This is a genomic window from Mycolicibacterium sp. 624, assembly GCF_040548615.1.
Classification (GTDB): Bacteria; Actinomycetota; Actinomycetes; order Mycobacteriales; family Mycobacteriaceae; genus Mycobacterium.
Genome location: NZ_JBEPRZ010000006.1, coordinates 440,014 through 463,138, shown reverse-complemented (window position 1 = coordinate 463,138; position 23,125 = coordinate 440,014). Strand labels below are relative to the sequence as shown.

Sequence of the window (23,125 nt, the reverse complement as noted above, 5' to 3'; positions counted from 1 at the left end):
ATTCGCGGTGGTTGCGCTCAACCGACTCTGTTGACGGCTGGGGGTTTCCAGGTGCCGTCGATGATCGACGGCGGGGTCTGCTTGGGCCAGTACAACCGCATCATGAGGTTGAACTTGCCGGCGGGGGCGGGCAACCAGTTCGCAACCCGCTCTGGCCCTGGATTGTCGTGCTGCAGGTAGAGGTCCACCGAGCCGTCCGGGTTGGGAGTGAAGGTCTCACGCTGGCTGAGGTTGTAGCGATTGAGCGGGTTGTCAACGAAGAAGAATCCTTCGTCATACATGGTCAATGACCAGAAGCCGTCAACTGGAGGGAACTGACCTTTGTCGAAGTGCAGCACGTACCTGTTGGCGCCGTCATAGGGCTGACCGACGGCATCGACCTCCGAGGTCGGATACACCGCATCTTGGGGTCGGTTCGCACCCAACCCGACCGCGGTGATCATGGCGCGCTGTAGATAGTCGGTGCCGTACTGGCCGGTCTGGGTCGTGAACTGCCAGCCGTTGACATCGTCGAGATCTTTAAACCGAGACATGATCTTGGCGTAGCCGTCTTTGGGGACCGACTGCAGCGCGGTGACGGTGTCGGATCCGAGCTTGTCGACGTCAAACTTCTCGCCCGGTCTGATGCCGAGTTTCGCCATCTTCTCGACCATGGGCTTGTCGAGATCGGCGGGCGGGTTGTCCTTCAACAGGGTGGCCAGCAGGCTGAAGTAGTCCTGGGTGCCAATGTTGTTGACCTGGTCACGCACCGGGGTGGTCATATCGATACTCGGGTCGACATGACCGGCCGGCGGGGTGTAGGGCTTGCCGTAAGAACTGAGCGGCACCAGCGAGATCTCGTCTTGCATCGCGTGCACAGCGGCATAGTCCTGCGGCGTGCCGGTGCAGTAGATGCGCCCCAACAGCCAGACGATCGCGGTCGGTGACTTGTACTCTGTCACTCCGGCCGGCAGGGTGCCCTTCCAACCCGGTCCGGTGATGGCATAAGTCTGTGCCCCGGTACCCGTGGTGCGTTTACCCGGGACTTCGAAGACATCGGTCCAGCCCGACAACATCGGGAACAGGTAGTAGCGGTCGGCGGCGTCGGGCAGGCTCAGGATCCACGGCTCCTTGCCCACGTCGACGAACCCGTTGGTGTAAAGAGTGTCAGCGTTGGGGGCGGTGACATCGCGGAACGCGGCGTTGGGGTACTCGCGCATCCGCATCAACTGCCCCATCGGCGCCCGCGGCGCCTCCACAGTGGCAACGTTGGTCATCACCCGACGCGTCATCTCCACCGTCACCAGCGGGTAGCCGTAGATGTAGGCATCCATCGCGATGGCTTTGGCCTCGGCCGGCGACAGCGCCTCAGATTCGACCGGTGAGCCACCCGAGCACGAGGTAGTGGCGGTCATCAGCACCGCGGCGGCGAGGGCAGCCAACGCGGTCGTCAGCCTCCGGAATCGAGTACTCACGCGACGATCGTTCCTCTCGTTGATACGAGTCATAGTGATACAGAAGTGGTCTCAGCGCCGGTGGGGCCGGGGAGCCTTGCAGGTTGCCTGCCACCGCTCCCGGCAACACTCCCCCAGACAGCCGGTGACGGAGATGTGTGATGCAGCTCTGCGATGACATACGTGGGATGCAGCGCGTTGCCTAGTTCTAGGTGTACTCGACGTGAACGCGGTGGATGCGGCCCTCGAACGGGAATGGTGCGCGTTCCCGGTAGTCCAGCGACACCGGTGAGCCCAGGCACGTGCCGATGTCGAGGCAGTCGTTGGCGGTGAACAACAACGACACGCTGACCGGAACCTGCCCCTGTGCGACCGTGTCCTCATTGACTGCCAGCGTCACGTTCAGGGGGCCGCCAGGGCGCTGCTCGGCATAGCTCGTCCCCACCGTGATGGTCGCGGCGCCGGCGCCGATCTTGGTCTTGGAGCGGATCTTGGTGCGCGACAAGATGAACAGGTTGTACTCGTAGCAGAGGTAGCCCTCGTCGAGGTAGCACGTGAGCCCGCCCGCCGCGGCCCCCAGCGCGTAGAGCACACCGCTGGCGTTGGCGGGGATGTCGGCGGTGATGGTGACGACGTTGTTCTTGTTGCCCAACGCGGGGGCACAGAATTCGGGCATCCGCACCATATCGCCTGCGAAATCCCATTCTCGGTAGGGCGGGGCGATCCGCAGCTCGGGGTGGTACAGCGGTACCCACAGTCCGCCGCCGATGGGCAGCACGCCGTTGCGGGCCGCTTCGATCGCGAACATCTCCCGCATCTGGGTGAGCTTGTCGGGTAGCTGGTCTGCGAGATCGCTGGCTTGCGACCAGTCTTCGTCGAGGTGATACAGCTCCCACTGATCGTGATCGGGGGTCCAGGTGGCGATACCTTCGGGCTGTCCAGGCACCCAGGGCAGCCGGGGGCCGCGCGCAGACGCCATCCAGCCGTCGTGATAGATGGCGCGACTGCCCATGACCTCGAAATACTGAGTGTTCTTGCCCCCGGGCGCCGTCCGGTCGGTCAGGGTGCGGGCGAAACTGACACCGGCGATCGGCATCTGTGGTTCGCCGTTGACCACCCGCGGCGGCGCGACACCCACGACCTCGTAGATGGTTGGCACGACGTCGTTGCAGTGCAGGAACACCGGACGCGGGGCAGGGTCGGGGGTGATCTTGGCCGGCCAGCGCACCGCCATCGGATTACGGGTGCCGCCCAGGTGCGACGCCAGCAATTTCATGCCCTGGTACGGGGTGGAGCCGGCCCACGCCCAGCCTGCGTGGTACTGGTTGTCCACCAACGAGGACCCCAACACATCCAGGCCGCCCAACTCGTCAAGGGCGTCGATGTGTTGACGCACCGTGGTGGGAATGCCGTTCTGCGCCAACAGTTCGGCGATGGTGCCGTTCTGGCCCTCACCCGAGGACCCGTTGTCACCCCAGATGTAGAAGAACAGCGTGTTCTCGCCGTAGCCGAGCGCCTCGAGCTCGTCGGTGAGACGGCCCACCTGAACATCGACGTGTTCTGCGTAGCCGGCGGCCACCTCCATCAGCCGACGCTGAAACGGTTTCTCGTCCTCGGGAATGTCCTCCCACGCGGGCAGGGTCCCGTCGCGTTCGGTGAGCAGGCAGTCCGGCGGGATCCAGCCCTGCTCCTTTGCCCGGTCGAACACCCTCTGCCGGTACGCATCCCAGCCGTCGTCGAACTTTCCCGCATACTTGTCCGACCATTCCTTCATGATGTGGTGCGGGCCGTGCAGGCAGCCGCTGGCCCAGTACATGAAGAACGGCCTGTCTGCGTTGAACGCCTTGTGCCGGCGCAGCCAACCGATCGCGTCATCGGCCAGATCCTCCGAGAGGTGATAGCCCTCCTCAGGGGTCTTCGGCGGGGAGACCACGGTGGTGTTACGCACCAGATGCGGCTCGTACTGTGAGGCCTCGCCAGCGAGGAACCCGTAGAAGTACTCGAAACCCAGTCCGGTGGGCCAATTCTCGAATGGTCCCGCCGCAGTGGTCTCCTCGGCCGGGGTGTTGTGCCACTTCCCGAACGCCGAGGTCGCGTACCCGTACTGTTTGAGCACCTCGGCAACTGTGGCGCTGGAGCGCGGGATCTTGCCTGCGTACCCATCCCAGTCGTTGGCAAGCTCGGCGATCTGACCGTTGCCGATCTCGTGATGGTTACGCCCGGTCAACAACGAGGCTCGGGTCGGTGAGCACATTGCGGTGGTGTGAAACCTGTTGTAGGACACCCCTTCACCGCAGATCCGGTCCAGGGTCGCGGTGTTGACTTCGCCGCCGAACGTGGACGGCAACCCTGGCCCGGCGTCATCGATGAGCACGATGACAATATTCGGGGTGTCCTCATGCAGGCGACGCGGCACCTTACGTGGGGTGTATGTCGACTCCTGCAGCGTTCGGCCCGCGATACTGGCCGAGGGCACAGGCGCGAAAGGCAACACACCGCCGTTCGGCAATACCGGAGCTACCACCTGCGCACCCAGATCCTCAGACAACACTGCCCCTTCCTCAGGCACACCGCCGCTGTGGCCACCCGGGTTGGGCAGGCCACATCGCCGCGTCACACCGACCGGAAGTTTACTGTGCACCACCGGACCCCCGCCCGTCTTGACATCTCGGGACAGATCCTTGACAGATTGAGACATGGCGGTGATTCATGGGACGGCGCTCAAAGGACAGGCTCCCCACCGCGACCGAACGCAGACTCTCCCGCTCAGGGCAGCACAATCCGCAGTTTCTCCCAGCCGCGCACTGTCGAGGTCGGCGCGAGTTCGGCGGTCTCGCGGTCGACGTCCCAGTCGGGCCAACGGTTCAGCATCTCCTCGAGCGCGACGCGCCCCTCCAGCCGAGCCAGGTTCGCGCCGAGGCAGTAGTGCACACCCTTGCCGAACGTGAGGTGAGAGATGTTGTCGCGGTGCACGTCGAAGGTGTCGGGGTCGGTGTAGCGCCGCGGATCACGGTTGGCTGCGCCGAACAACAGCAGCATCGCGCTGCCGGCTGGAATGGTCTGGCCGTAGCACTCGGTGTCCTTGGCCATGTAGCGGCCGATATGCGGTCCGGTGGGCTCGAAGCGCAGTGTCTCATCGATGGCCCGGTTCACCAGCGAGCGGTCCTCGTTGATCTGGCGGCGTTGATCGGGATGGTCGGCGAGGACTCTCGCGAGCCAGCCGATCAGCCGGCCGGTGGTCTCGTTTCCGGCGCCGGCGACCACCTGCGTGTAGTGCAGGACCTCCTTCCGGGTGAGCTTGCGAGTCTCGCCGTTCTCGTCTTCGAACTCGACGTTGAGCAGTTCGGTCATGAGGTCGTCGGACGGATTGTGCGATCGCCACTCGACGTACTCGGAGTAGATCCGACCGTCGGCGATGGCGTCGGGATTGGACACCCTCATTGGTGCCCCGGGTTTGGTCCGCAGGTTCGCGTCGTTGGCGTCGCGCACCGCGATCTGCTCGGATTCCGGTATCCCCAACAGCATTCCGATGACGCGCATCGGCATCATCGATGCCAGTTCGGCGATGACGTCGAAGCCGTCGGTGCCGACGTGCGGGTCCAGGCAACTGATGCAGTAGTCCCGAATCTGCCCCTCGATGGCCGCCATCCGTCGTGGCGTGAAGACTCGCGACATCAGGCCCCGCAGCATGGAGTGGATGGGCGGGTCCTCGAACATCATGACGCCCTTGGGCATCGGGAAGTCCGACTTGATCAGCTCGAGGATGTCGCTTCGGTCGTTGGAGAAGGTCTCCCAGTTGGCAAGCGCCCCCTCGACGTCGGCGTACCGCGATATCGCCCAGAAGTCGTAGCGCTCGTTGTAGTAGAGCGGCGCCTCCTCGCGCAGCCGCGCGTAAACGGGATACGGGTCCTTGACGATGTTGACGTCATAGGGGTCGTAGTAGACCTCGGTGCCGTTCGTGGTTGTCATGTCGTTCGCGGCTGTCATGGCAATCCCCTGTCACCTCACACGATGTTGAGCAATCGCTCAACATCGTTGGATGCCGCATGTCTAGCAGCAATCGCGCGCGGCGGTCAAGGGTGGCGGGCTCAGGTGACCACGACGAGGAGGTCACCCGCCTCGACCTGCGCGGTCCGCGACACCGCGACCCGGCTGACGGTCCCCGCCCTGGGCGCGGTGATCGCAGCCTCCATCTTCATCGCCTCGATCGTGGCGATGGACTGGCCGGCCACTACCGTCTCGCCGGCTCCCACCACCAGGGTGACGACCCCGGCGAACGGCGCGGCGACGTGATCGGGGTCGGTCTTGTCGGCCTTCTCCGCCGTCGGCACGGTGGCGGCGACGCTGCGGTCACGCACTGCCACCGGCCGCAGTTGGCCGTTGAGGACGAACATGACCGTCCGCATGCCACGTTCGTCGGCATCGGAGATGGCCTCCAAGCCGATGATCAACTCGACCCCGCGTTCGAGTTGTACGCGGTGCTCCTCGCGCTGGCGCAGCCCATAGAAGAACTGGTTCGCGCTCAGCCGTGAGGTGTCGCCGTACAGCTCGCGGTGCGCGTCGAATTCCATTGCCGGACCGGGGAACAGCAGCCTGTTCAGCGCGGCCCGCCGCACCCGGCCGGGCTCGGTCAACAACATCGTGTCGGTGGCGGTCAGCGTCTCAGTTGGCTTGGCCCGCGAGCGACCGGTCAACGCCTTGGTCCGCAGCGGTTCCGGCCAGCCGCCCGGTGGGTCACCGAGTTCACCGCGCAGGAAGCCGATAACTGACTCCGGGATGTCATAGCGCGCCGGATCGGCGGCGAACTCGTCGGCGTCCACGCCTGCGCCCACCAGCGCCAGCGCCAGGTCACCGACGACCTTGCTCGACGGCGTGACCTTCACCAACCGGCCGAGTACCCGATCCGATGCCGCATAGCTGGTCTCGACGTCCTCGAACCGGTCCCCCAGTCCGAGCGCGATGGCCTGGGTCCGCAGGTTCGACAGCTGACCTCCTGGAATCTCGTGGCGATAGACCCGGCCGGTCGGCGCCGGTAGCCCGGACTCGAACGGCGCGTACACCTTTCGTAGCGCCTCCCAGTACGGCTCCAGATCGCACACCGCGGACAGCGACAGTCCGGTGTCGAAGCACGTGTTCGCGGTCGCGGCCACGATCGCCGACAGCGCGGGCTGACTCGTGGTGCCCGCCAACGGTGCGGCCGCACCGTCGACCGCCGAGGCTCCGGCCTGCCACGCCGCCAGATACGTGGCCAGCTGACCACCGGGAGTGTCATGGGTGTGCACGTGCACCGGCAGGTCGAATCGCGACCGCAACGCGCTCACCAGCGTCGTCGCCGCCTGCGGGCGCAACAGGCCGGCCATGTCCTTGATGGCCAGCACGTGTGCCCCGGCGTCGACGATCTGCTCGGCGAGCTTGAGGTAGTAGTCCAGCGTGTAGAGGCTCTCCCCTGGATCGGACAGATCGCCGGTGTAGGACATCGCGACCTCGGCCACCGCAGAACCGGTCTCACGCACCGCGTCGATCGCCGGGCGCATCGACTCGACGTTGTTGAGCGCATCGAAGATCCTGAAGATGTCGATACCCGTTGCGGTCGCCTCAGCCACGAAAGCGTCGGTCACCAGGTCCGGGTACGGCGTGTAGCCAACGGTGTTGCGACCACGCAACAACATCTGCAGACAGATGTTGGGCACGGCCTCGCGCAGCGCGGCCAGCCGCTCCCACGGATCCTCCTTCAGGAAGCGCAGCGCCACATCGTAAGTCGCGCCACCCCAGCACTCGATGGACAGCAACTGCGGCGTCATCCGCGCGACGTACGGCGCAACCGCCAACAACCCCGTCGTGCGTACCCGGGTGGCCAATAGCGACTGATGGGCGTCACGAAACGTCGTGTCACTGACCCCGAGCGCCGGTGACTCCCGCAGCCACAGGGCGAAACCCTCGGGACCGAGATCGTCGAGTCGCTGTCGGCTCCCGGCTGGCGGTGGGATCGTCAAGTCCAACGACGGCAACTTGTCATGCGGATACACCGTCGACGGCCGCGGCCCGTGGGGCCTGTTCACCGTCACGTCGGCCAGGTAGTTGAGGATGCGGGTACCCCGGTCTGCCGATGTGCGTGCCGTCAACAGATGGGGTCGCTCGTCAATGAACGACGTCGTCAGCCGTCCCGCCGCGAAGCCGGGATCCTCAAGCACCGCCTGCAGGAACGAGATGTTCGTCGACACCCCGCGGATGCGGAACTCGGCCACCGCACGCCTCGACCGCGCCACCGCGGAGGCGAAATCCCGCCCCCGACAGGTGAGCTTGACCAACATCGAGTCGAAGTGCGCCGAGATCTCGGCCCCCACATTGGTGCCGCCGTCCAGTCGGATCCCGGCACCGCCCGGCGTGCGATAGGCCACGATGCGACCGGTGTCGGGCCGAAACCCGTTCGTCGGATCCTCCGTGGTGATCCGGCACTGCAGCGCCGCGCCACGGATCTGCACCGACGACTGACGCAGACCGAGATCGGCCAATGAGTCCCCGGATGCGATCCGCAGCTGCGCCGACACCAGGTCGACGTCGGTGATCTCCTCGGTCACGGTGTGCTCGACCTGGATTCGTGGATTGCACTCGATGAACACGTGCTGTCCACGCTCATCGAGCAGGAACTCCACCGTGCCCGCCCCCGAGTAACCGATGTGGCGGGCGAACGCGACGGCGTCACCGCAGATTCTCTGTCGCAGCTCCTCGGGCAGGTTCGGCGCTGGCGCGACCTCAATGACCTTCTGATGGCGACGCTGCACACTGCAGTCGCGCTCGAACAGGTGGATTACCTCGCCATGTCGATCGGCGAGGATCTGTACCTCGATGTGCCGCGGGTTGATGACGGCCTGTTCCAGAAACACCGTCGGGTCCCCGAAGGCCGCCTCGGCCTCTCGCGATGCCGCCTCGATCGCCTCCGGCAGATCAGATGGCTCCGCCACGCGGCGCATCCCACGCCCGCCACCACCGGCGACCGCCTTGACGAACACCGGAAACGTCATTGTCGAGGACGCGGCCAGAAGGTCCGGCACCGACGCCGACGGCTCAGTGGAGACCAGCACGGGCAGGCCCGCCGCACGCGCGGCTGCGATGGCGCGGCCCTTGTGGCCCGTCAGCTCAAGGAGATCCGCGGGCGGTCCGACGAACACCAGTCCCGCCGTCGCGCACGCCGCCGCCAACTCCGGGTTCTCCGACAGGAAGCCGTAGCCGGGGTACACGGCGTCGGCGCCACACCGTCGCGCCGTGTCGACAATCTCGTCGACCGACAGGTATGCGCGCACCGGATGCCCGACGGCGCCGATCTGATAGGACTCGTCGGCCTTCGACCTGTGCAGGGAATTGCGGTCCTCGTACGGGTAGACGGCGACCGTCGTGATGCCGAGTTCGAAGGCGGCGCGGAACGCCCGGATCGCGATCTCTCCGCGGTTGGCCACCAGCAGCTTGGTGATCACAGGCTCAGACCAGTGCGCGTTGCGGCTGGCCCGAGTACTCACTCAGCGGGCGAATCAGGGCGTTCGATGCGGACTGCTCCATGATGTGGGCGGTCCAGCCGGTGATGCGGCTCATCACGAACATCGGTGTGAACATGGGGATGTCGAAGCCCATCAGGTAGTAGGCCGGCCCGGTCGGGAAGTCGAGGTTGGGCTTGATTCCGGTCGCCGCCGCCATGTCACGCTCCAGGACCTCGTAGATGTCCAGCCAGCGGCGCCCGTCACGGACAGCGGCGACGCGCTCCAACGCCGCCCTCATTGTGGGCACCCGTGAGTCACCGTTGCGGTACACCCGGTGGCCGAAGCCCATAACCTTCTCTTTCCGGGACAGCTTGTCGGCCAACCACTCCGGGGCTCGCTCGGCGCTGCCGATCTCGAGCATGTCGTGCATGACCGCCTCGTTGGCCCCGCCGTGCAGTGATCCCTTGAGCGCGCCGATTGCCGCGGTCACTGCGCTGTAGATGTCGGACTGCGTCGAGGTCACGACACGTGCGGCGAACGTCGACGCGTTGAAACTGTGTTCCGCGTACAGCACCATCGACTGCTCGACGGCCTTGACGATCACCGGCTCGGGCACCTCCCCGAAACACATGTGCAGGAAGTTCTGCACGTAACCCAGATGGCTGTGCGGGGCGATCGGGTTCAGACCGCGTCGCCGCCGCATGTCAGCGGCCACGATGGTTGGCAGCACGGCGAACATCCGCAGGGACTTCGCCTGATTGGCGCTGCGGCTGCTGTCGTCCTCCGCCGGGTCCTCGGCCCCGAGGTAGCTGATCGCCGTTCGCACCACGTCCATCGGATGGCAGTTGTCGGGCAGTTTCGCCAGCAGCGAGAGCATTGAGTTGTCGAGACGACGTGTCGCCCTCTCCCGTTGGCAGAACAATGCGAGTTCCTGGTCTCCTGCCAGTTCGCCGTGCCAGAGCAGGTAGGCGACCTCCTCGAAGCTGCACCGGGCGGCGAGGTCCTGCACGGGGTAGCCGCGGTAGGTCAACGTGTTGGTCTCCGGCACGACCTTGGATATCGCGGTGGTGTCCACCACCACGCCTGCCAATCCCTTGTAGATCACCGCGTCACCTGCTGAACGTCGAAGTTGTACACGTCGGAGTCGAATGTGTTGTAGTCGGCATAGCGCAGCAGCTCGTAGAGCCGACTGCGATGCTGCATGCTGTCGAGCAGGCCGGACTGTGTTCCCACCGTGGCGATCTCACGCAGTCCCGCCTCGACCGCGTACATCGCCAGCCGCAGTGTGGTGACCGGGTAGATGACGACGTTGTAGCCAATGTCAGCGAGCTGCTCGGTGGTCAGGAGCTCGGACTTGCCGAACTCGGTCATGTTGGCCAGCAGCGGTGTGTCGACGGCCGCACGGAACCGCTCGAAGTCGGCCGGTGATGTCAGGGCCTCGGTGAAGATGAGATCGGCGCCCGCGTCGGCATAGGCCTTGGCCCGGTCGATGGCCGCGTCGATCCCCTCTGTCCCCGCGGCGTCGGTGCGCGCACACACGATGAAGTTCGGGTCGCGCCGCGCGGACACCGCTGCCCGTAGCCGCTTCACCATCTCCGAGGTCTCCACCACGGCCTTGCCGTCAAGGTGGCCACACCGTTTCGGGTTCACCTGATCCTCGAGATGGCACCCGGCCAGGCCCGCATCCTCGAGAAGCGTGACGGTGCGGGCCGCACTCATCGGCTCACCGAAACCGGTGTCGGCGTCGATCAGGGTCGGCAGCTCGGTGGCGGCAGCGATCTGGCCGCCGCGAGCGGACACCTCGGTCAGGGTCGTCAACCCGATGTCGGGTAGCCCGAGATCCGCGGACAGCACCGCCCCGGAAACGTAGACCCCGTCGAACTCGAGTTCTGCGACCATCTTGGCCACCAGCGGTGAGAATGCTCCGGGAAGGCGCAGCAGGCGACCGGATTCCAGCGCGGCGCGAAAGCCCGACCGCTTGTCCGCGGCTGATGTGGCGGACCCGAGCAGACCGCTCACCGGAAGATCCCCGACGGGACAGTCGGCGCCTTGTCCAGCACCCGTGGGTCAACCCGCACGTTCAGCGCACCCAACGCTCCGGGCCGCAAACCCGATACCGCATCGACCGCGGTCAGGAATCGCTGCTGCTCGTCGACCTCGACGACACCGGCGGCGAGTTCGGTGAACTTGGCGACGTACTGCTCACGTGCGAAGGGCCTGGCACCCAGCGGGTGGGCATCGGCGACCGCGAGTTCGTCGACGATGGTCTCACCGTTCTTCAGCGTGATGACGGCTCGCGCACCGAAGGCCTTCTCCGCGGGGTCATTCGAGTGATAGCGCCGGGTCCACTCGGGATCCTCGACGGTGGAGATCCTGCCCCACAGGTCGACGGTGTCGGGTCGGTGCGCCCGTTCGGGTGCGTACGACCTCTCGTGATGCCACTCGCCGTCCTGCAGTGCCACCGCGAAGATGTACATCACGGAGTGGTCCAGCGTTTCGCGCGACGCACCCGGGTCGAACTTCTGCGGGTCGCCCGAGCCGGTTCCGATCACCACATGGGTGTGGTTGCTGGTGTGCAGCACTATCGACGCGATCTGGTCGAGATCGCCGATGCGCTCGCGCATCCGGCGAGCGAGGTCGATAAGGGCCTGGCTCTGGTACTCGGCCGAGTGCTCCTTGGTGTAGCTGTCCAGGATCGCGCGCTTGGGTTCGCCGGGGCCCGGCAGTGGCACCTGGTAGGTGTGCTCCGGGCCTGCCAGCAGCCACGCTATGACGCCGTCCTCGCCCTCCCAGATCGGCGCGGGCGAGCCCTCGCCGCGCATGGCTCGGTCGACGGCCTCGATCGCGACCTTTCCCGCCCATGCGGGTGCGAACGCCTTCCAACTGGAGATGAGGCCCTTGCGAGACTGACGTGTCGCGGTGGTGAGGTGCAGCGCCTGCCCGATGGCGGCGTAGATCGTCTCCTGGTCGAGGCGCAACATGGTGCCCAGGCCCGCAGCCACCGACGGTCCCAGGTGTGCGACATGGTCGATCTTGTGCTGGTGCAGGCAGATTCCCCGCACCAGATCGATCTGCACCTCGTAGGCGGTGGCGATGCCCCGGATCAGGTCGGAGCCCCGTACGCCGAGTTGCTGCGCCACGGCGACGAGCGCCGGGATGTTGTCACCGGGGTGCGAGTACTCGGCTGCCAGGAATGTGTCGTGAAAGTCGAGTTCACGGACCGCCACACCGTTGGCCCACGCCGCCCATTCCGCGGACACGGTGCCCTCGACGCCGAACACGCAGGCACCCCGGCGGGTCTTGTGCGCCAGCGCCTGGGCGCGGGCCACAGTCACCGGCCTGCGGATCACCGAGGCCGCCGATACCGCGGCGTTGTCGATGATCCGGTTGACCACCATCTCCTCGACCTCAGGGTCGACCGGGACGGGGTCGGCGGCGACCTCCGCGATCTTGGCGGCCAGGTGCTCACACCGTGGGAACTCTTCGGCGCTGCGTCGGGTACGGATGTCATGACTGTGCATGATCCGCACGGTACGCAGCCCGCTCCACCTGCAAAAGGCCCTGTAAATGCGTAATTTTGCGTCCTTTGGCGGAGCATTCTGCGAACTTTGTGTAAGGCCGTGTGGTTAGGCTGTGACGGTGGCGAAGACCTTCGTGGGAGCCCGCCTGCGCAGGCTGCGGGAGGAACATGGCCTGACGCAGGTCGCCCTTGCGCGTGCGCTCAACCTGTCGACGAGCTATGTGAACCAGCTCGAGAATGACCAGCGGCCGGTGACGGTACCGGTGCTGCTGTCACTGTCGGAGCGCTTCGATCTACCGACGCACTACTTCACCCCGGAGTCCGACGCGCGGCTGGTGTCGGATCTGCGCGAGATTCTGGCCGACGGGCCCGCGACGCCGGCACAGATCGAGGAGCTGGTCGGCCGCATGCCTGCCGTCGGCCAGACACTGATCAACCTGCACCGCAGACTGTTCGACGCGACCACCGAACTCGAGGCGATGCAGGTGCGCGCGAGTGCCGACTCGCCAACGTCACTTCAGCAGCCGATGCCGTTCGAAGAGGTTCGCGACTTCTTCTATGACCGGAAGAACCACATCGCCGAACTCGACCTGGCCGCCGAGGAGCTGTTCACCCGGCAGTCGATGCGGATCGGCGGCCTGGACACGCAACTGGCCGATCTGCTCGACACCGACCTCGGCATCACCGTGGTGATCGACGATGGTGAGACGCTGGGCGCCAACGCTAAACGGTTGTTTCGGCCCGACACCCGGACGCTCCACATCGCGCGCTGGCTGCATCCCGGCCAACGCGCGTTCCAGATGGCCACCCAGTACGCCCTGCTCACCCATGCCGATCTGATCTCGGCGCTGGTCGCGACCGACGACCAGCTCAGCACCGAGGCGCGTGAGGTGGCCCGCATCGGCCTTGCGAACTACTTCGCGGGTGCGCTGCTGCTGCCCTACCGGATCTTCCTGTCGGCCGCCGAGAGCCTGCGCTATGACATCGACCAGCTCGCCCGCCGCTTCGAGGTGGGATTCGAGACCGTCTGCCACCGCCTTTCGACGTTGCAGCGGCCCGACGCCCGCGGGGTGCCGTTCATCTTCGTGCGGACCGATAGTGCGGGAAACATCTCGAAACGCCAGTCCGCCACGGCTTTTCACTTCTCGCGCGTCGGTGGCAACTGCCCCCTCTGGGTTGTCCATCACGCGTTCTCGCGACCCGGCGAGTTCATCACCCAGGTGGCGCAGATGCCCGATGGGCGCACCTACTTCTGGATCGCCAGGACGACCACGTCGAGTCACAGCCGATACCTGGGGCCGCACAAGAACTTCGCCATCGGTCTCGGATGCGATCTGGCGCACGCCGAACGGCTCATCTACTCGGCGGGTATCGACGTCACGGACGCCGACACCACCGTGCCCATCGGAGCGGGCTGCAAGATCTGCGAGCGACCCGCCTGCCCGCAGCGAGCCTTCCCCTACATCGGGCGTGCGGTGAAGGTCGACCCGCACGCCAGCAGCGACCTGCCCTACCCGACGATCACGACGTCGTGACCGTCGGCTCCGCCACGTCCTGGCGCGGCCAGGGTCGCGGAACCGGACGCTGACGTACACGTTGTGGCCACCAGAACCAGCGACCAAGCAGGGCCGCCAGGGATGGTGTCATGAGCGACCGCACGACGAACGTGTCGAACAGCAGGCCCAGTCCGATCGTCGTACCGACCTGACCGATGACGATCATGTCGCTGACCGCCATGGAGATCATGGTGAAGGCGAAGACCAGACCTGCCGAGGTGACCACGGAGCCCGTGCCTGCCATCGCTCGGATGATGCCGGTGTGCAGTCCGGCGTGGACCTCCTCCTTCATCCGGGACACCAGCAGCAGGTTGTAGTCCGCGCCGACGGCGAGCAGCACGATCACCGTCATCGGTAGCACCATCCAGTGCAGCGGGATGCCGATGAGGTGTTGCCATATCAGGACCGAAAGGCCGAAGGACGTACCAAGACTCAGCACCACAGTGCCCACGATGACCGCCGCGGCGCCGATGGCGCGCGTCAGCACCACCATGATGAGGAAGATCAGGATCAGCGAGGCCACTGCGGCGATCAGCAGGTCGTAGTCTGCGCCCAGCTGCATGTCCTTGTTCATGGCGGCGCTGCCGCCGACGAAGACCGTCGATCCTTCCAGCGGCGTGCCCTTGATGGCGTCCACAGCGGCGGTGCGCAGCGGTTCGATGTGCGACGTGCCCTCCTCGCTGAGCGGGTCACCCTGGTGATTCACCGTGAACCGCACCGCATGACCGTCGGGTGACATGAAGAGCTTCATACCGCGTTGGAAATCGGCCGTACCGAAGGCCTCCGGTGGAAGGTAGAACGTGTCGTCGTTGAGCGCTGCGTCGAATGCCTGGCCCATCGCGGTCGCGTCATCCTGCGTCGCCATGTTCTGATCCTGCTGAGCCTTCTGCGCCTGATACTGGTTGAGCATCATTTGCTTCTGGTTCTTCATCGTCTGGATCATCGCCGGCATCAGCGCCGCCATCTGCGGTGTCAGCTCGGCCATGCGCTCGAGATCCGGCACTATGGCCTGGAAGTCGTCGGACATCTGACCGATGCCATCGAGGCTGTCGAAGATCGACCGCATCGCCCAGCACACCGGGATGTCGTAGCAGTGCGGCTCCCAGTAGAAGTAGTTGCGCATCGGCCGGAAGAAGTCGTCAAAGTCGGCGAGGTGGTCACGCACCTCACTGATGGTGATCGACGTGTCCTTCATCTTGTCGGCCATCCGGCGTGTGACGTCGGCCAACTCCAGCGTGATGCCCTGCATCTTCGTCATCGAGTCGATGGTCACCTGCATCTCGTTGGCCTGCTTGAGTGAGTTCTCAAGCACGATCTGCTGGTAGTCGTTGTTCATGAGTTGGCCAGTGCTGCTCTGACTCATCGAGTAGGCCAGCGACGCGTGTTTGATCGGTTTGCCGTCGGGCCGGGTGATCGTTGTCACCTGCGCGATACCGTTCACCCGGGCCATCGCCTTGGCGATCTTGTCGATCACGAGGAAATCGGCGGGATTGCGGAGGTCGTGGTCGGCCTCCACCATCACCAGCTCGGGGTTCATCTTGGCCTCGGAGAAGTGCCGATCGGCGGCCGCCTGACCGACGTTCGCGGGGATGTCGGCGGGGAGGTAGATGCGGTCGTTGTAGGTGGTGTGGTAGCCGGGCAGCGCAAGCAGGCCGACGAGGCACAACACGATTGCCATCACCAGGACGGCGCCGGGCCACCGCACGGTGGCCGCACCGACGCGGCGCCAGCCGCGGGCGCCCTTAGTGCGCTTGGGTTCGAGAATCTTGCCGAACCGGGTGACGATCGAGATGACCGCGGGTCCCATCGTCAGTGCCGCGGCGACCACGATCGTCATGCCGGCTGCCAACGGAATGCCCATGGTCTGGAAGTACGGCAGTCGCGTGAAGTGCAGGCACAGCGTCGCACCGGCGATGGTCATGCCCGAAGCCAGCACGACGTGAGCCGTGCCGTGGAACATGTCGTAGTAGGCCGACTCTCGGTCCATGCCCTTTCTTCGCGCTTCGTGGTAGCGCCCTATCAGGAAGATCGCGTAGTCGGTCGCCGCGGCGATCGCCAGGGTCACAACCATATTCGTCGCGAAGGTGGTGAGCCCGAACACGTTGTGATACCCCAGGAAGGCGACGATCCCGCGGGCTGACAACAGGCCGACCATGACCATGCCCAGCGTGATCACCGTCGTGATGACCGAACGGTAGATCAACAGCAGCATGATGGTGATGACGCCGAATGTCAGCGCCTCGATCGTCTTCATGCTGGCATCGCCGACGGCGTTCTGATCCGTCGTGGTCGCCGACGGGCCTGCCACGTAGGCCTTCACACCAGCGGGGGTCTCGGCGCCCTCGGCGATCTCTCGAACCGACTCCACCGACTCGTTGGCCAGGGCCTCGCCCTGATCGCCGGCGATGTACACCTGCACGTAGGCGGCCTTGCCATCGATGCTCTGAGCACCGGCCGCCGTCAGGGTGTCACCCCAGAAGTCCTGGACGTGCTGCACGTGGGTGGTGTCGGCGCGCAGATCGCGCACCATCTCGTCGTAGAACGCGTGCGCGTCCGCGCCAAGCGGTTCGTCGCCCTCGAGCACGATCATCACCGAGCTGCTGGTGTCGTACTCCTGGAACACCTGGCCGACGCGCTTGACCGCGATCAACGACGGTGCGTCGTTGGGGCTCATCGACACCGCGCGGAGCTTGCCGACCACCTCGAGCTGCGGGACGGTGGTGTTGAGGATCGCGACGATGGCGATCCACACCAGGACGATCGGGATGGCAAAGGCACGGATGAACCGCGGCAGCCACGGGCGAGCCGCGTGCCGAGCAGGCGGCATGGCATCCGTTGGAGTGTCGTCGATTAACGTGCTCATGCCGCTTTCACCAAGCAGTACGTCGCGGCATTCACGCCCTGCGCCGTCCTTTCGTCCTTGACCTCGTCATCGACTGTGACTCGGCAGCTGATTGATTGACCGTCGCTCTGGGCGAGCAGGTTCGGCATGACGGACGGAATCGTCGTCTCCAGGGTCAGTGACCACGGCAGCGGTACCTCGCCTGTCTTCTGCGGCAAACCGTCGAGGTCGGTGTAGTTGATGACGGCGGTGGCCCCGGTGCCAAAGACCTCGTACTTGACGATCTTCGGGTTGAAGTTCTCTGCGGTGTCGGTTCCGATCGGCGTCACCACTGCCCCGTCCGAGCCGAACACCGACCGCAGATTGGCCACCGTGAAGACACCGATTGTGACGGCCACCACCATGAGAATGGGCAACCAGACGCGTTTGAGCATCACGAAGACTGCGGTCACGGTTGACCTTTCGAGGAGTTAACAACGACACCGCGAGCAGGCGCGGAAGATCTAGGTAGGCAATCTAAGCGCGGAAGTGGATAGAGTCAATCCGGTTATAGACACGCGTTACGCACGTCACTAAAGTGGGCGTTGTGATTGACAAACCGGGTCGAGGGCTGCGCAAAGACGCCGAACGCAATCGGCAACGCGTGCTCGACGCCGCGCGCGAACTGTTCGCGGAAAGGGGCATGGAGGCCACACTCAACGACGTCGCGCAGCATGCGAAGGTCGGCGTTGGCACGGTCTACCGACGATTCGCCACCAAGGAGGAACTCGTCGATGCGATATTCGAAGACGGTATCGAGCAGATGGTGGCGATCGCGGAATCGGCTCTGCAACAGAAGAATTCGTGGGATGGCTTCGTCTGGTACGTCGAGCAGCTGTGCGAACTGACCGCCACTGACCGTGGCCTGCGCGAGATGGTTTATAGCACGGCCTACGGCGGGTACCGCTGCGAATGCGCGCGCGATCGACTGACTCCCCCGATCACCAAGCTCGTCGAGCGGGCGCGGGACGACGGCCACCTACGGCCTGACATCGAGCCCTCCGACATGCCGATCATCGGCTTGTTGGCGGGAACGGTGAGTGAATGGGCCGGCCACGTCGAGCCCGAACTATGGCGCCGATACGTCGCGCTGCTACTCGAGGGCATGCGTCACCGCGAGGGCCAGGACGGCCTCGGCACCAACGCGCTCAAATCCGAGCAGATGGACGAGGCGATGCGCGGCTGGCGCCCCTCCGGATGACTTGACCTGGGCGCCTCGCATCACACCGGGTCGAACTCCACGTGCAGTGAGGTCAGCCCACGCATGATGAACGTCGGCTCGTATTCGTAGTGGCGGTCGGCGGCGGGCCCGTGCGAGGCCTCGGCGATCCTGATGTTGGCCATCCGGTCCAACACCCGGTTCATCGAGATCCTGGCCTCCGAACGTGCCAGTGGCGCACCCGGACACGAGTGCGCACCGCGGCCGAACGCAACGTGTTCGCGCACATTCCTGCGGTCGTGATGGAACTCGTGCGGGTTGTCGAACTTGCGTGGATCGCGGTTGCTCGCCCCGGGCAGCAGCATGATGATCGTGCCTGCCGGGATCTCGACACCGCCCACGTTCGTCGTCGTGCGAGCCAGCCGGAAGTGGCTCTTGACCGGACTCTCCATCCGCAATGCCTCTTCGAGGAACGCCGGGATCAACGCCCGGTCATCGCGTAGCGCCTGTGCGATGTCGGGGCGTTCGGCGATCACCCGCATGCCGGTGCTGAGAAGCTTCGTCGTGGTCTCCATACCCGCGGCGAACAGGAAGGTCGCCAGCTTGACCACCGCCTCCACCTCGGGCACCGTGCCGTCGGGGTAGGTCGCCGCGGACAGTTCGGTCAGGACATCCTGGCGCGGTTCTGCGCGCCGATCGGTGATGTACTCCCTGAACTTGTCGTCCAGCCACACCAGTGGGTTGTGCGCGACGGTGTCGCCGCCACCGACCTCGCCGATGACCTCGTTGCCCAGTACCGCGCGGAACTCGGCGTGGTCCGCAATCGGCACCCCCAGCAGGTCGGCGATGACCAGCATCGCGAACGGCTTGGCGTACTCCTCCATGAACTCGCACGAGCCCTTGGCGATGAACGTGTCGAGTTGCTCATCGGCCAAGCGCCACATGAACTCCTCGTTCTCGCTGAGCCGCTTGGGCGTGATGAGCCTGCTCAGCAGACCACGCGTCCTGGCGTGGAGATCGGAGTCCATGGTCACGACGTGCTCGGCCATCGGGATAGTGGCGCGGTGCTCCTCGATGAGGGCCCCGATATCGTCGCCCTCCGGAGTGAAGGGCAGCGGCGGGAATGGTCCGGCCACGGCCACACAGGACGAGAAGGCAGGGTCCTTGTAGGCCGCGAGCGCCTCGGCGTGCCCGGTGATGGCGACCACGCCGTGCGGGCTCGCCGGCCGGACCGGACAGTCCGAGCGCAGATAGTCGTAGTACGGATAGGGATCGGGCACGAGTGCGGGGTCGAAGAAGTAGTCGACGGTCTCGAAGTCGGCCGTCTCGAAGTCATTGCCGGCGTGCTTGGTCATCGTGACATCACCGGGTCGAACAACACCGGCAGTGACGTCGGGGAGCGGAACACCTGACCTCGAATGTGTGGGTCATCCCCGTCGGGATCCAACCGCAGGTTCGGCAGCCGGTCCAGGAGAAGGTTGATGGCAGTGCGCATCTCGAGACGCGCGAGGTGCATGCCCAGGCACACGTGGACGCCGTGTCCCCAACCCAGATTCCCCTTCGCCGTGCGAAAGATGTTGAACTCATCCGGATCGTCCCATCGATCCTCTTGCCGATTCGTCGAACCGAGCATCGGAAGCACCGAGCACCCCTCGGGGATGGACACCCCACCGAGCTCGGTGTCGCAGGTGGTGGTGCGGGTGATGGTCAGCAGGGGCGGATTCCACCGCACCGCCTCCTCGATTGCCTGCGGTAGCAGTGCGCGGTCGGCGCGGATCGCATCGAGCTGCGCCGGGTCCGAGAGCAACCCGAAGAGCAGGTTCCCCAACGACCTGTAGGTCGTCTCCACCCCCGCGGGCAGCAGCAACCGCAGAAACGAGAAGATCTCCTCATCGGTGAGTCTCTCACCGTCGATCTCCGCCTCGGCCAGCAGACTGATCAGGTCGTCCTTCGGATCGGCGCGGCGTGCCTCGAGGATCGGCGCGAAGTACTCACACAGGGCTGCAGCGGCCGCAAGGCCGCGCTCTGGGTTCATGATCCAGCTCAGCAGTGATATGGACCAGCGCTGGAACTGCGGGTAGTCCTCCTCCGGCAATCCCAACAGGCCCGCGATGATGCGGCTCGGGTAGTCGAAGGTGAACTCCTTGACGAGGTCGGCCCGGCCGTTCGCCGCGAACCCGTCGATCAACTCGTTGCCCACACGGCCGACCAGGTCGTCCTGCCAGCGCGCCAGCGACTTCTGCGAGAACGCCTTCGACACCAGGCCACGCAGCCTGCCGTGCACGGGCTCGTCCATGCCGAGCATCACCCGCTCCCCGAGCACCGGCCCGAACGCCGCGATGACACCCGAGGAGGAGTAGGTCAGGTTGTCGCGCAACATCTGCTGGGCGTCCTCGTAGCGGTACACAATGAAGACGGGTTTGCCCGCCTCGCCGGGCATCGCGGACATGTCGATCCGCTGGACCGGCTCCTCTCGTCGAAGTCTGGCCAGTTCCGGGTACGGGTCCCGCACGTCACCCGACACGGCGGCGTCGAACGCCCCGAAGTCCTCGAGATCGTCGAAAAGCTGTTCCATGTTTGAACTCCTTGCGGCTGAGCGTTATTGGGCTGGGTAGGCCACGGACTTGACCTCGGTGTACTGGCTGAAGCCCGCGAGTCCGTTCTGGCGGCCGACGCCGCTGTCCTTGTAGCCGCCGAACGGTGTGTCTGCGCCGTACCCAGCTGTGCCATTGAGCCCGATGAAGCCGGCATGTAAGCGGCGGGCCACGGCCAGCGATCGGTCCAACGAGCTCGACATGACATTGCCAGCCAGCCCGTATGGGCTGTCGTTGGCGATTCGAATCGCGTCGTCCTCGTCCTCGTAGGGGATGACGGCCAGAACGGGGCCGAAGATCTCCTCCTGCGCGATCGTCATATGGTTGTCGACATCGGTGAACAGTGTTGGGCTGACCCAGAATCCCCGGTCGAATTGCCCGGGCGGCTCGGCGCTTCCGACCAGCATGGTCGCCCCCTCATCGATCCCCTTGCGGATGTAGCCGAGGATCCGCGACTGTTGCCTTGCTGAGATCACCGGACCGCAGAGGGTGGCGGGATCCTGCGGATCGCCGGCGGCGATGTTCTCGTAGATGGCCTGCAGAAGTGCGACACCCTCGTCGTAGCGCGAGCGCGGCAACAGCATTCGGGTCGGTGCCGCACAGCCCTGCCCGGCGTGTAACAACGGTCCGATGCCGATCAGGCACGCCGTGTTGAAGTCGGCATCCTCGAGCACGATGGTCGCCGACTTGCCGCCCAATTCCAGGAAGAGCCGCTTCATGGTGGCGGCACCCTTCTCCATGATCCGCTTGCCGACCACCGTCGAGCCGGTGAAGGAGATCATGTCGACCTTGGGCGAGACCGTCAGCTCCTCGCCGACGAGATGGTCCGACGCGGTCACGACATTGACGACGCCAGCGGGGATATCGGTCTGCTCGGTGATGAGCCGACCGAGTCGCGTCGCGTTGAAGGGGGTGTCGGGCGCGGGCTTGAGGATCACGGTGTTGCCGGTGGCCAGGGCTTGCCCGAGCTTGTTGATCGTGACCTCGAATGGGAAGTTCCACGGTGTGATGGCGCCGACCACGCCCACCGGCTCGTGCCACACCTTTCGGGTGGTGTTGACCCCCGTGACGGACACCACGGTGTCACCGAGATCGGTTTCCCATGGAAAGGTCTCGATCAGCCGAGCCGGATATCTCAGACCGTCAGTAAGGGGCGCATCCAGTTGTGGTCCGTGCGTGACGGCACGCGGGCAGCCCACCTCACGGATGAGTTCCTCTCGCAACTCCTCGATCTCACCCTCGATGGCGTCGTGCAGCTGTTCAAGGCAGCGTTTGCGAAATCCGTGGTTGGTCGACCAGTCCGTATCGTCGAATGACCGCCGCGCGGCGTCGATGGCCCTGTGCATATCGACCTTCGAGCCGTCGGACACCTCGCCGAGCACGTCCTCGGTGGCTGGGTTGATGTTCGCGAACGCGCCGGCCTCACCGTCGACGAGTTTTCCGTCGATCAGCATCCGCCGCTCATACGTGGGAGTCTCAGGCATCTGTTCCGCTCCCCTGTTCTGTCGGTCGAGTCGGTTTGGGCCTCGGACCGAATTTCATGACCACCACCGCGATTCGTTGCATCACCGGTGCGGGCAGCGTGGTTGCAGCGCGGATCATCGCGCGTTGGCCGAGCGTCAACGACGCAGTGCCGTCGCGTATCGCACCCTGCCTGGGCAGACCCATGGCGAGCCGGCTCATCTGGTACATCCCGCCCTGGGACAGGAACCTGCTGGCCAGCAGCAGCATTCGGGCGTCAGATCCGACCGGATGCCTGGTGTAGGGCGCCGTGTCCTCGAGTGCCCCGCGCAGCGCACGCGCGAACTTGTCCGGCGACTTCGCGATCCGCATGGCCAACCGTCCGCGCTTGTCGATCCTGTTGTGCAGCGGTGCGTACGGGCCGTCGAAGTCACGCAGGTCGGTCGTGCCAGCGTCGGTGATGATGTCGGTGTCGAAGGTGCCGGTCACCAGGACAGTGACACCGAGCCCGAACGGGGCGATCTCCCCCGCCAACGATTCGGCCCACCGCTCGACTGCACCCTTCGACGCCGAGTACGCCGCGATCGAGGGCATACCCCGCACCCCACCCGCGCTGGACACCATGACGATGCGACCCCTACCCGCCGCCCGCATTCCCGGCAGCAGCGCTTGTGTGAGACGCACCGGACCCAACACGTGGGTCGCAAACATGCTCTCCCACAGTTCCAGTGGCGACTCCTCAACCACACCTGCCGCCGAGATGCCCGCGTTGTGGACCACGGCGTCCGGAGCACCCACGGCCGCTTCGACGGCCTTGGCGGCGGCATCGATAGACCCCGTGTCAGCGAGATCGAGCGGCACGGCGATCAGCCGGTCGTCGTCGGCGGCGGCTCCTGTCGCCTCACGCAGCAGCGCAAGGCCCCGCTCGGGTGACCGCATGGCTGCGACCACTCGCCAGCCCTGGCCGTATAGATGCTTCGCCGACGCGAAGCCGAGGCCCCGCGACGCACCCGTGATGACGACACTTCGCGCTTCACTCAAGTTTCTCG

Annotated in this window: 15 protein-coding genes; 2 read left to right on the top strand and 13 right to left on the bottom strand. The window is 65.3% G+C overall.

Features of this window, described 5'->3' with window-relative positions; genetic code table 11:
- Positions 1 to 17 precede the first annotated feature (17 nt).
- The 7 genes from ABIA65_RS24620 to prpD form a co-directional block, all read right to left on the bottom strand.
- On the bottom strand, positions 18 to 1,394 hold the full coding sequence (locus ABIA65_RS24620) for a DUF1254 domain-containing protein (RefSeq protein ID WP_241405706.1): 1,377 nt from the start codon (positions 1,392 to 1,394) through the stop codon (positions 18 to 20).
- 247 nt (positions 1,395 to 1,641) lie between these two features.
- Positions 1,642 to 3,984, bottom strand: coding sequence for an arylsulfatase (locus ABIA65_RS24615; RefSeq protein WP_354525176.1), 2,343 nt, complete (start codon positions 3,982 to 3,984; stop codon positions 1,642 to 1,644).
- A gap of 215 nt (positions 3,985 to 4,199) precedes the next feature.
- The gene (locus ABIA65_RS24610) at positions 4,200 to 5,402 is read right to left on the bottom strand and encodes a cytochrome P450 (RefSeq protein WP_241405707.1); all 1,203 of its coding nucleotides are present in this window, start codon (positions 5,400 to 5,402) and stop codon (positions 4,200 to 4,202) included.
- Positions 5,403 to 5,521: 119 nt separating this feature from the next.
- Positions 5,522 to 8,905: a pyruvate carboxylase gene (locus tag ABIA65_RS24605; RefSeq protein WP_354525175.1), complete on the bottom strand. Its 3,384-nt coding sequence runs from the start codon at positions 8,903 to 8,905 to the stop codon at positions 5,522 to 5,524.
- 4 nt (positions 8,906 to 8,909) lie between these two features.
- The gene (locus ABIA65_RS24600) at positions 8,910 to 10,010 is read right to left on the bottom strand and encodes a bifunctional 2-methylcitrate synthase/citrate synthase (protein ID WP_241399404.1); all 1,101 of its coding nucleotides are present in this window, start codon (positions 10,008 to 10,010) and stop codon (positions 8,910 to 8,912) included.
- Positions 10,007 to 10,924, bottom strand: coding sequence for a methylisocitrate lyase (gene prpB, locus ABIA65_RS24595; RefSeq protein ID WP_241399405.1), 918 nt, complete (start codon positions 10,922 to 10,924; stop codon positions 10,007 to 10,009). Before prpB ends, ABIA65_RS24600 begins: the two co-directional genes overlap by 4 nt.
- Positions 10,921 to 12,426, bottom strand: coding sequence for a 2-methylcitrate dehydratase PrpD (prpD, locus tag ABIA65_RS24590; RefSeq protein ID WP_241399406.1), 1,506 nt, complete (start codon positions 12,424 to 12,426; stop codon positions 10,921 to 10,923). The genes prpB and prpD overlap by 4 nt, the downstream gene beginning before the upstream one ends.
- A gap of 118 nt (positions 12,427 to 12,544) precedes the next feature.
- On the opposite strand from prpD, the gene ABIA65_RS24585 reads away from it, so the two are divergent.
- Positions 12,545 to 13,960 carry a short-chain fatty acyl-CoA regulator family protein gene (locus ABIA65_RS24585; RefSeq protein ID WP_354525174.1) on the top strand — a complete coding sequence of 472 codons (1,416 nt, stop codon included), beginning with the start codon at positions 12,545 to 12,547 and terminating at the stop codon, positions 13,958 to 13,960.
- Here ABIA65_RS24585 and ABIA65_RS24580 read toward each other — a convergent pair.
- Both ABIA65_RS24580 and ABIA65_RS24575 read right to left on the bottom strand, forming a co-directional pair.
- Positions 13,947 to 16,844, bottom strand: coding sequence for an MMPL/RND family transporter (locus tag ABIA65_RS24580; RefSeq protein WP_305853295.1), 2,898 nt, complete (start codon positions 16,842 to 16,844; stop codon positions 13,947 to 13,949). The two genes, ABIA65_RS24585 and ABIA65_RS24580, sit on opposite strands and share 14 nt — an antisense overlap.
- Positions 16,841 to 17,257, bottom strand: coding sequence for an MmpS family transport accessory protein (locus ABIA65_RS24575; protein ID WP_241405709.1), 417 nt, complete (start codon positions 17,255 to 17,257; stop codon positions 16,841 to 16,843). The genes ABIA65_RS24580 and ABIA65_RS24575 overlap by 4 nt, the downstream gene beginning before the upstream one ends.
- A gap of 152 nt (positions 17,258 to 17,409) precedes the next feature.
- Here ABIA65_RS24575 and ABIA65_RS24570 point away from each other — a divergent pair, with 152 nt between their 5' ends.
- A complete protein-coding gene (locus tag ABIA65_RS24570) occupies positions 17,410 to 18,063 on the top strand; it encodes a TetR/AcrR family transcriptional regulator (protein WP_241399408.1) in 654 nt (217 codons plus the stop codon).
- 20 nt (positions 18,064 to 18,083) lie between these two features.
- On the opposite strand, the gene ABIA65_RS24565 is transcribed toward ABIA65_RS24570, so the two are convergent.
- The 4 genes from ABIA65_RS24565 to ABIA65_RS24550 are packed head-to-tail and all read right to left on the bottom strand — an operon-like array spanning position 18,084 to position 23,117.
- Entirely contained in the window at positions 18,084 to 19,376 is a 1,293-nt protein-coding gene (locus ABIA65_RS24565; protein WP_354525173.1) for a cytochrome P450, read from the bottom strand.
- On the bottom strand, positions 19,373 to 20,596 hold the full coding sequence (locus ABIA65_RS24560) for a cytochrome P450 (RefSeq protein ID WP_241399410.1): 1,224 nt from the start codon (positions 20,594 to 20,596) through the stop codon (positions 19,373 to 19,375). The genes ABIA65_RS24565 and ABIA65_RS24560 overlap by 4 nt, the downstream gene beginning before the upstream one ends.
- Positions 20,597 to 20,620: 24 nt before the next feature.
- Positions 20,621 to 22,099, bottom strand: coding sequence for an aldehyde dehydrogenase family protein (locus ABIA65_RS24555; protein ID WP_354525172.1), 1,479 nt, complete (start codon positions 22,097 to 22,099; stop codon positions 20,621 to 20,623).
- Positions 22,092 to 23,117 (bottom strand): SDR family oxidoreductase, encoded by a 1,026-nt coding sequence (locus ABIA65_RS24550; RefSeq protein WP_354525171.1) that lies wholly within the window; start codon positions 23,115 to 23,117, stop codon positions 22,092 to 22,094. The genes ABIA65_RS24555 and ABIA65_RS24550 overlap by 8 nt, the downstream gene beginning before the upstream one ends.
- Positions 23,118 to 23,125 lie beyond the last annotated feature (8 nt).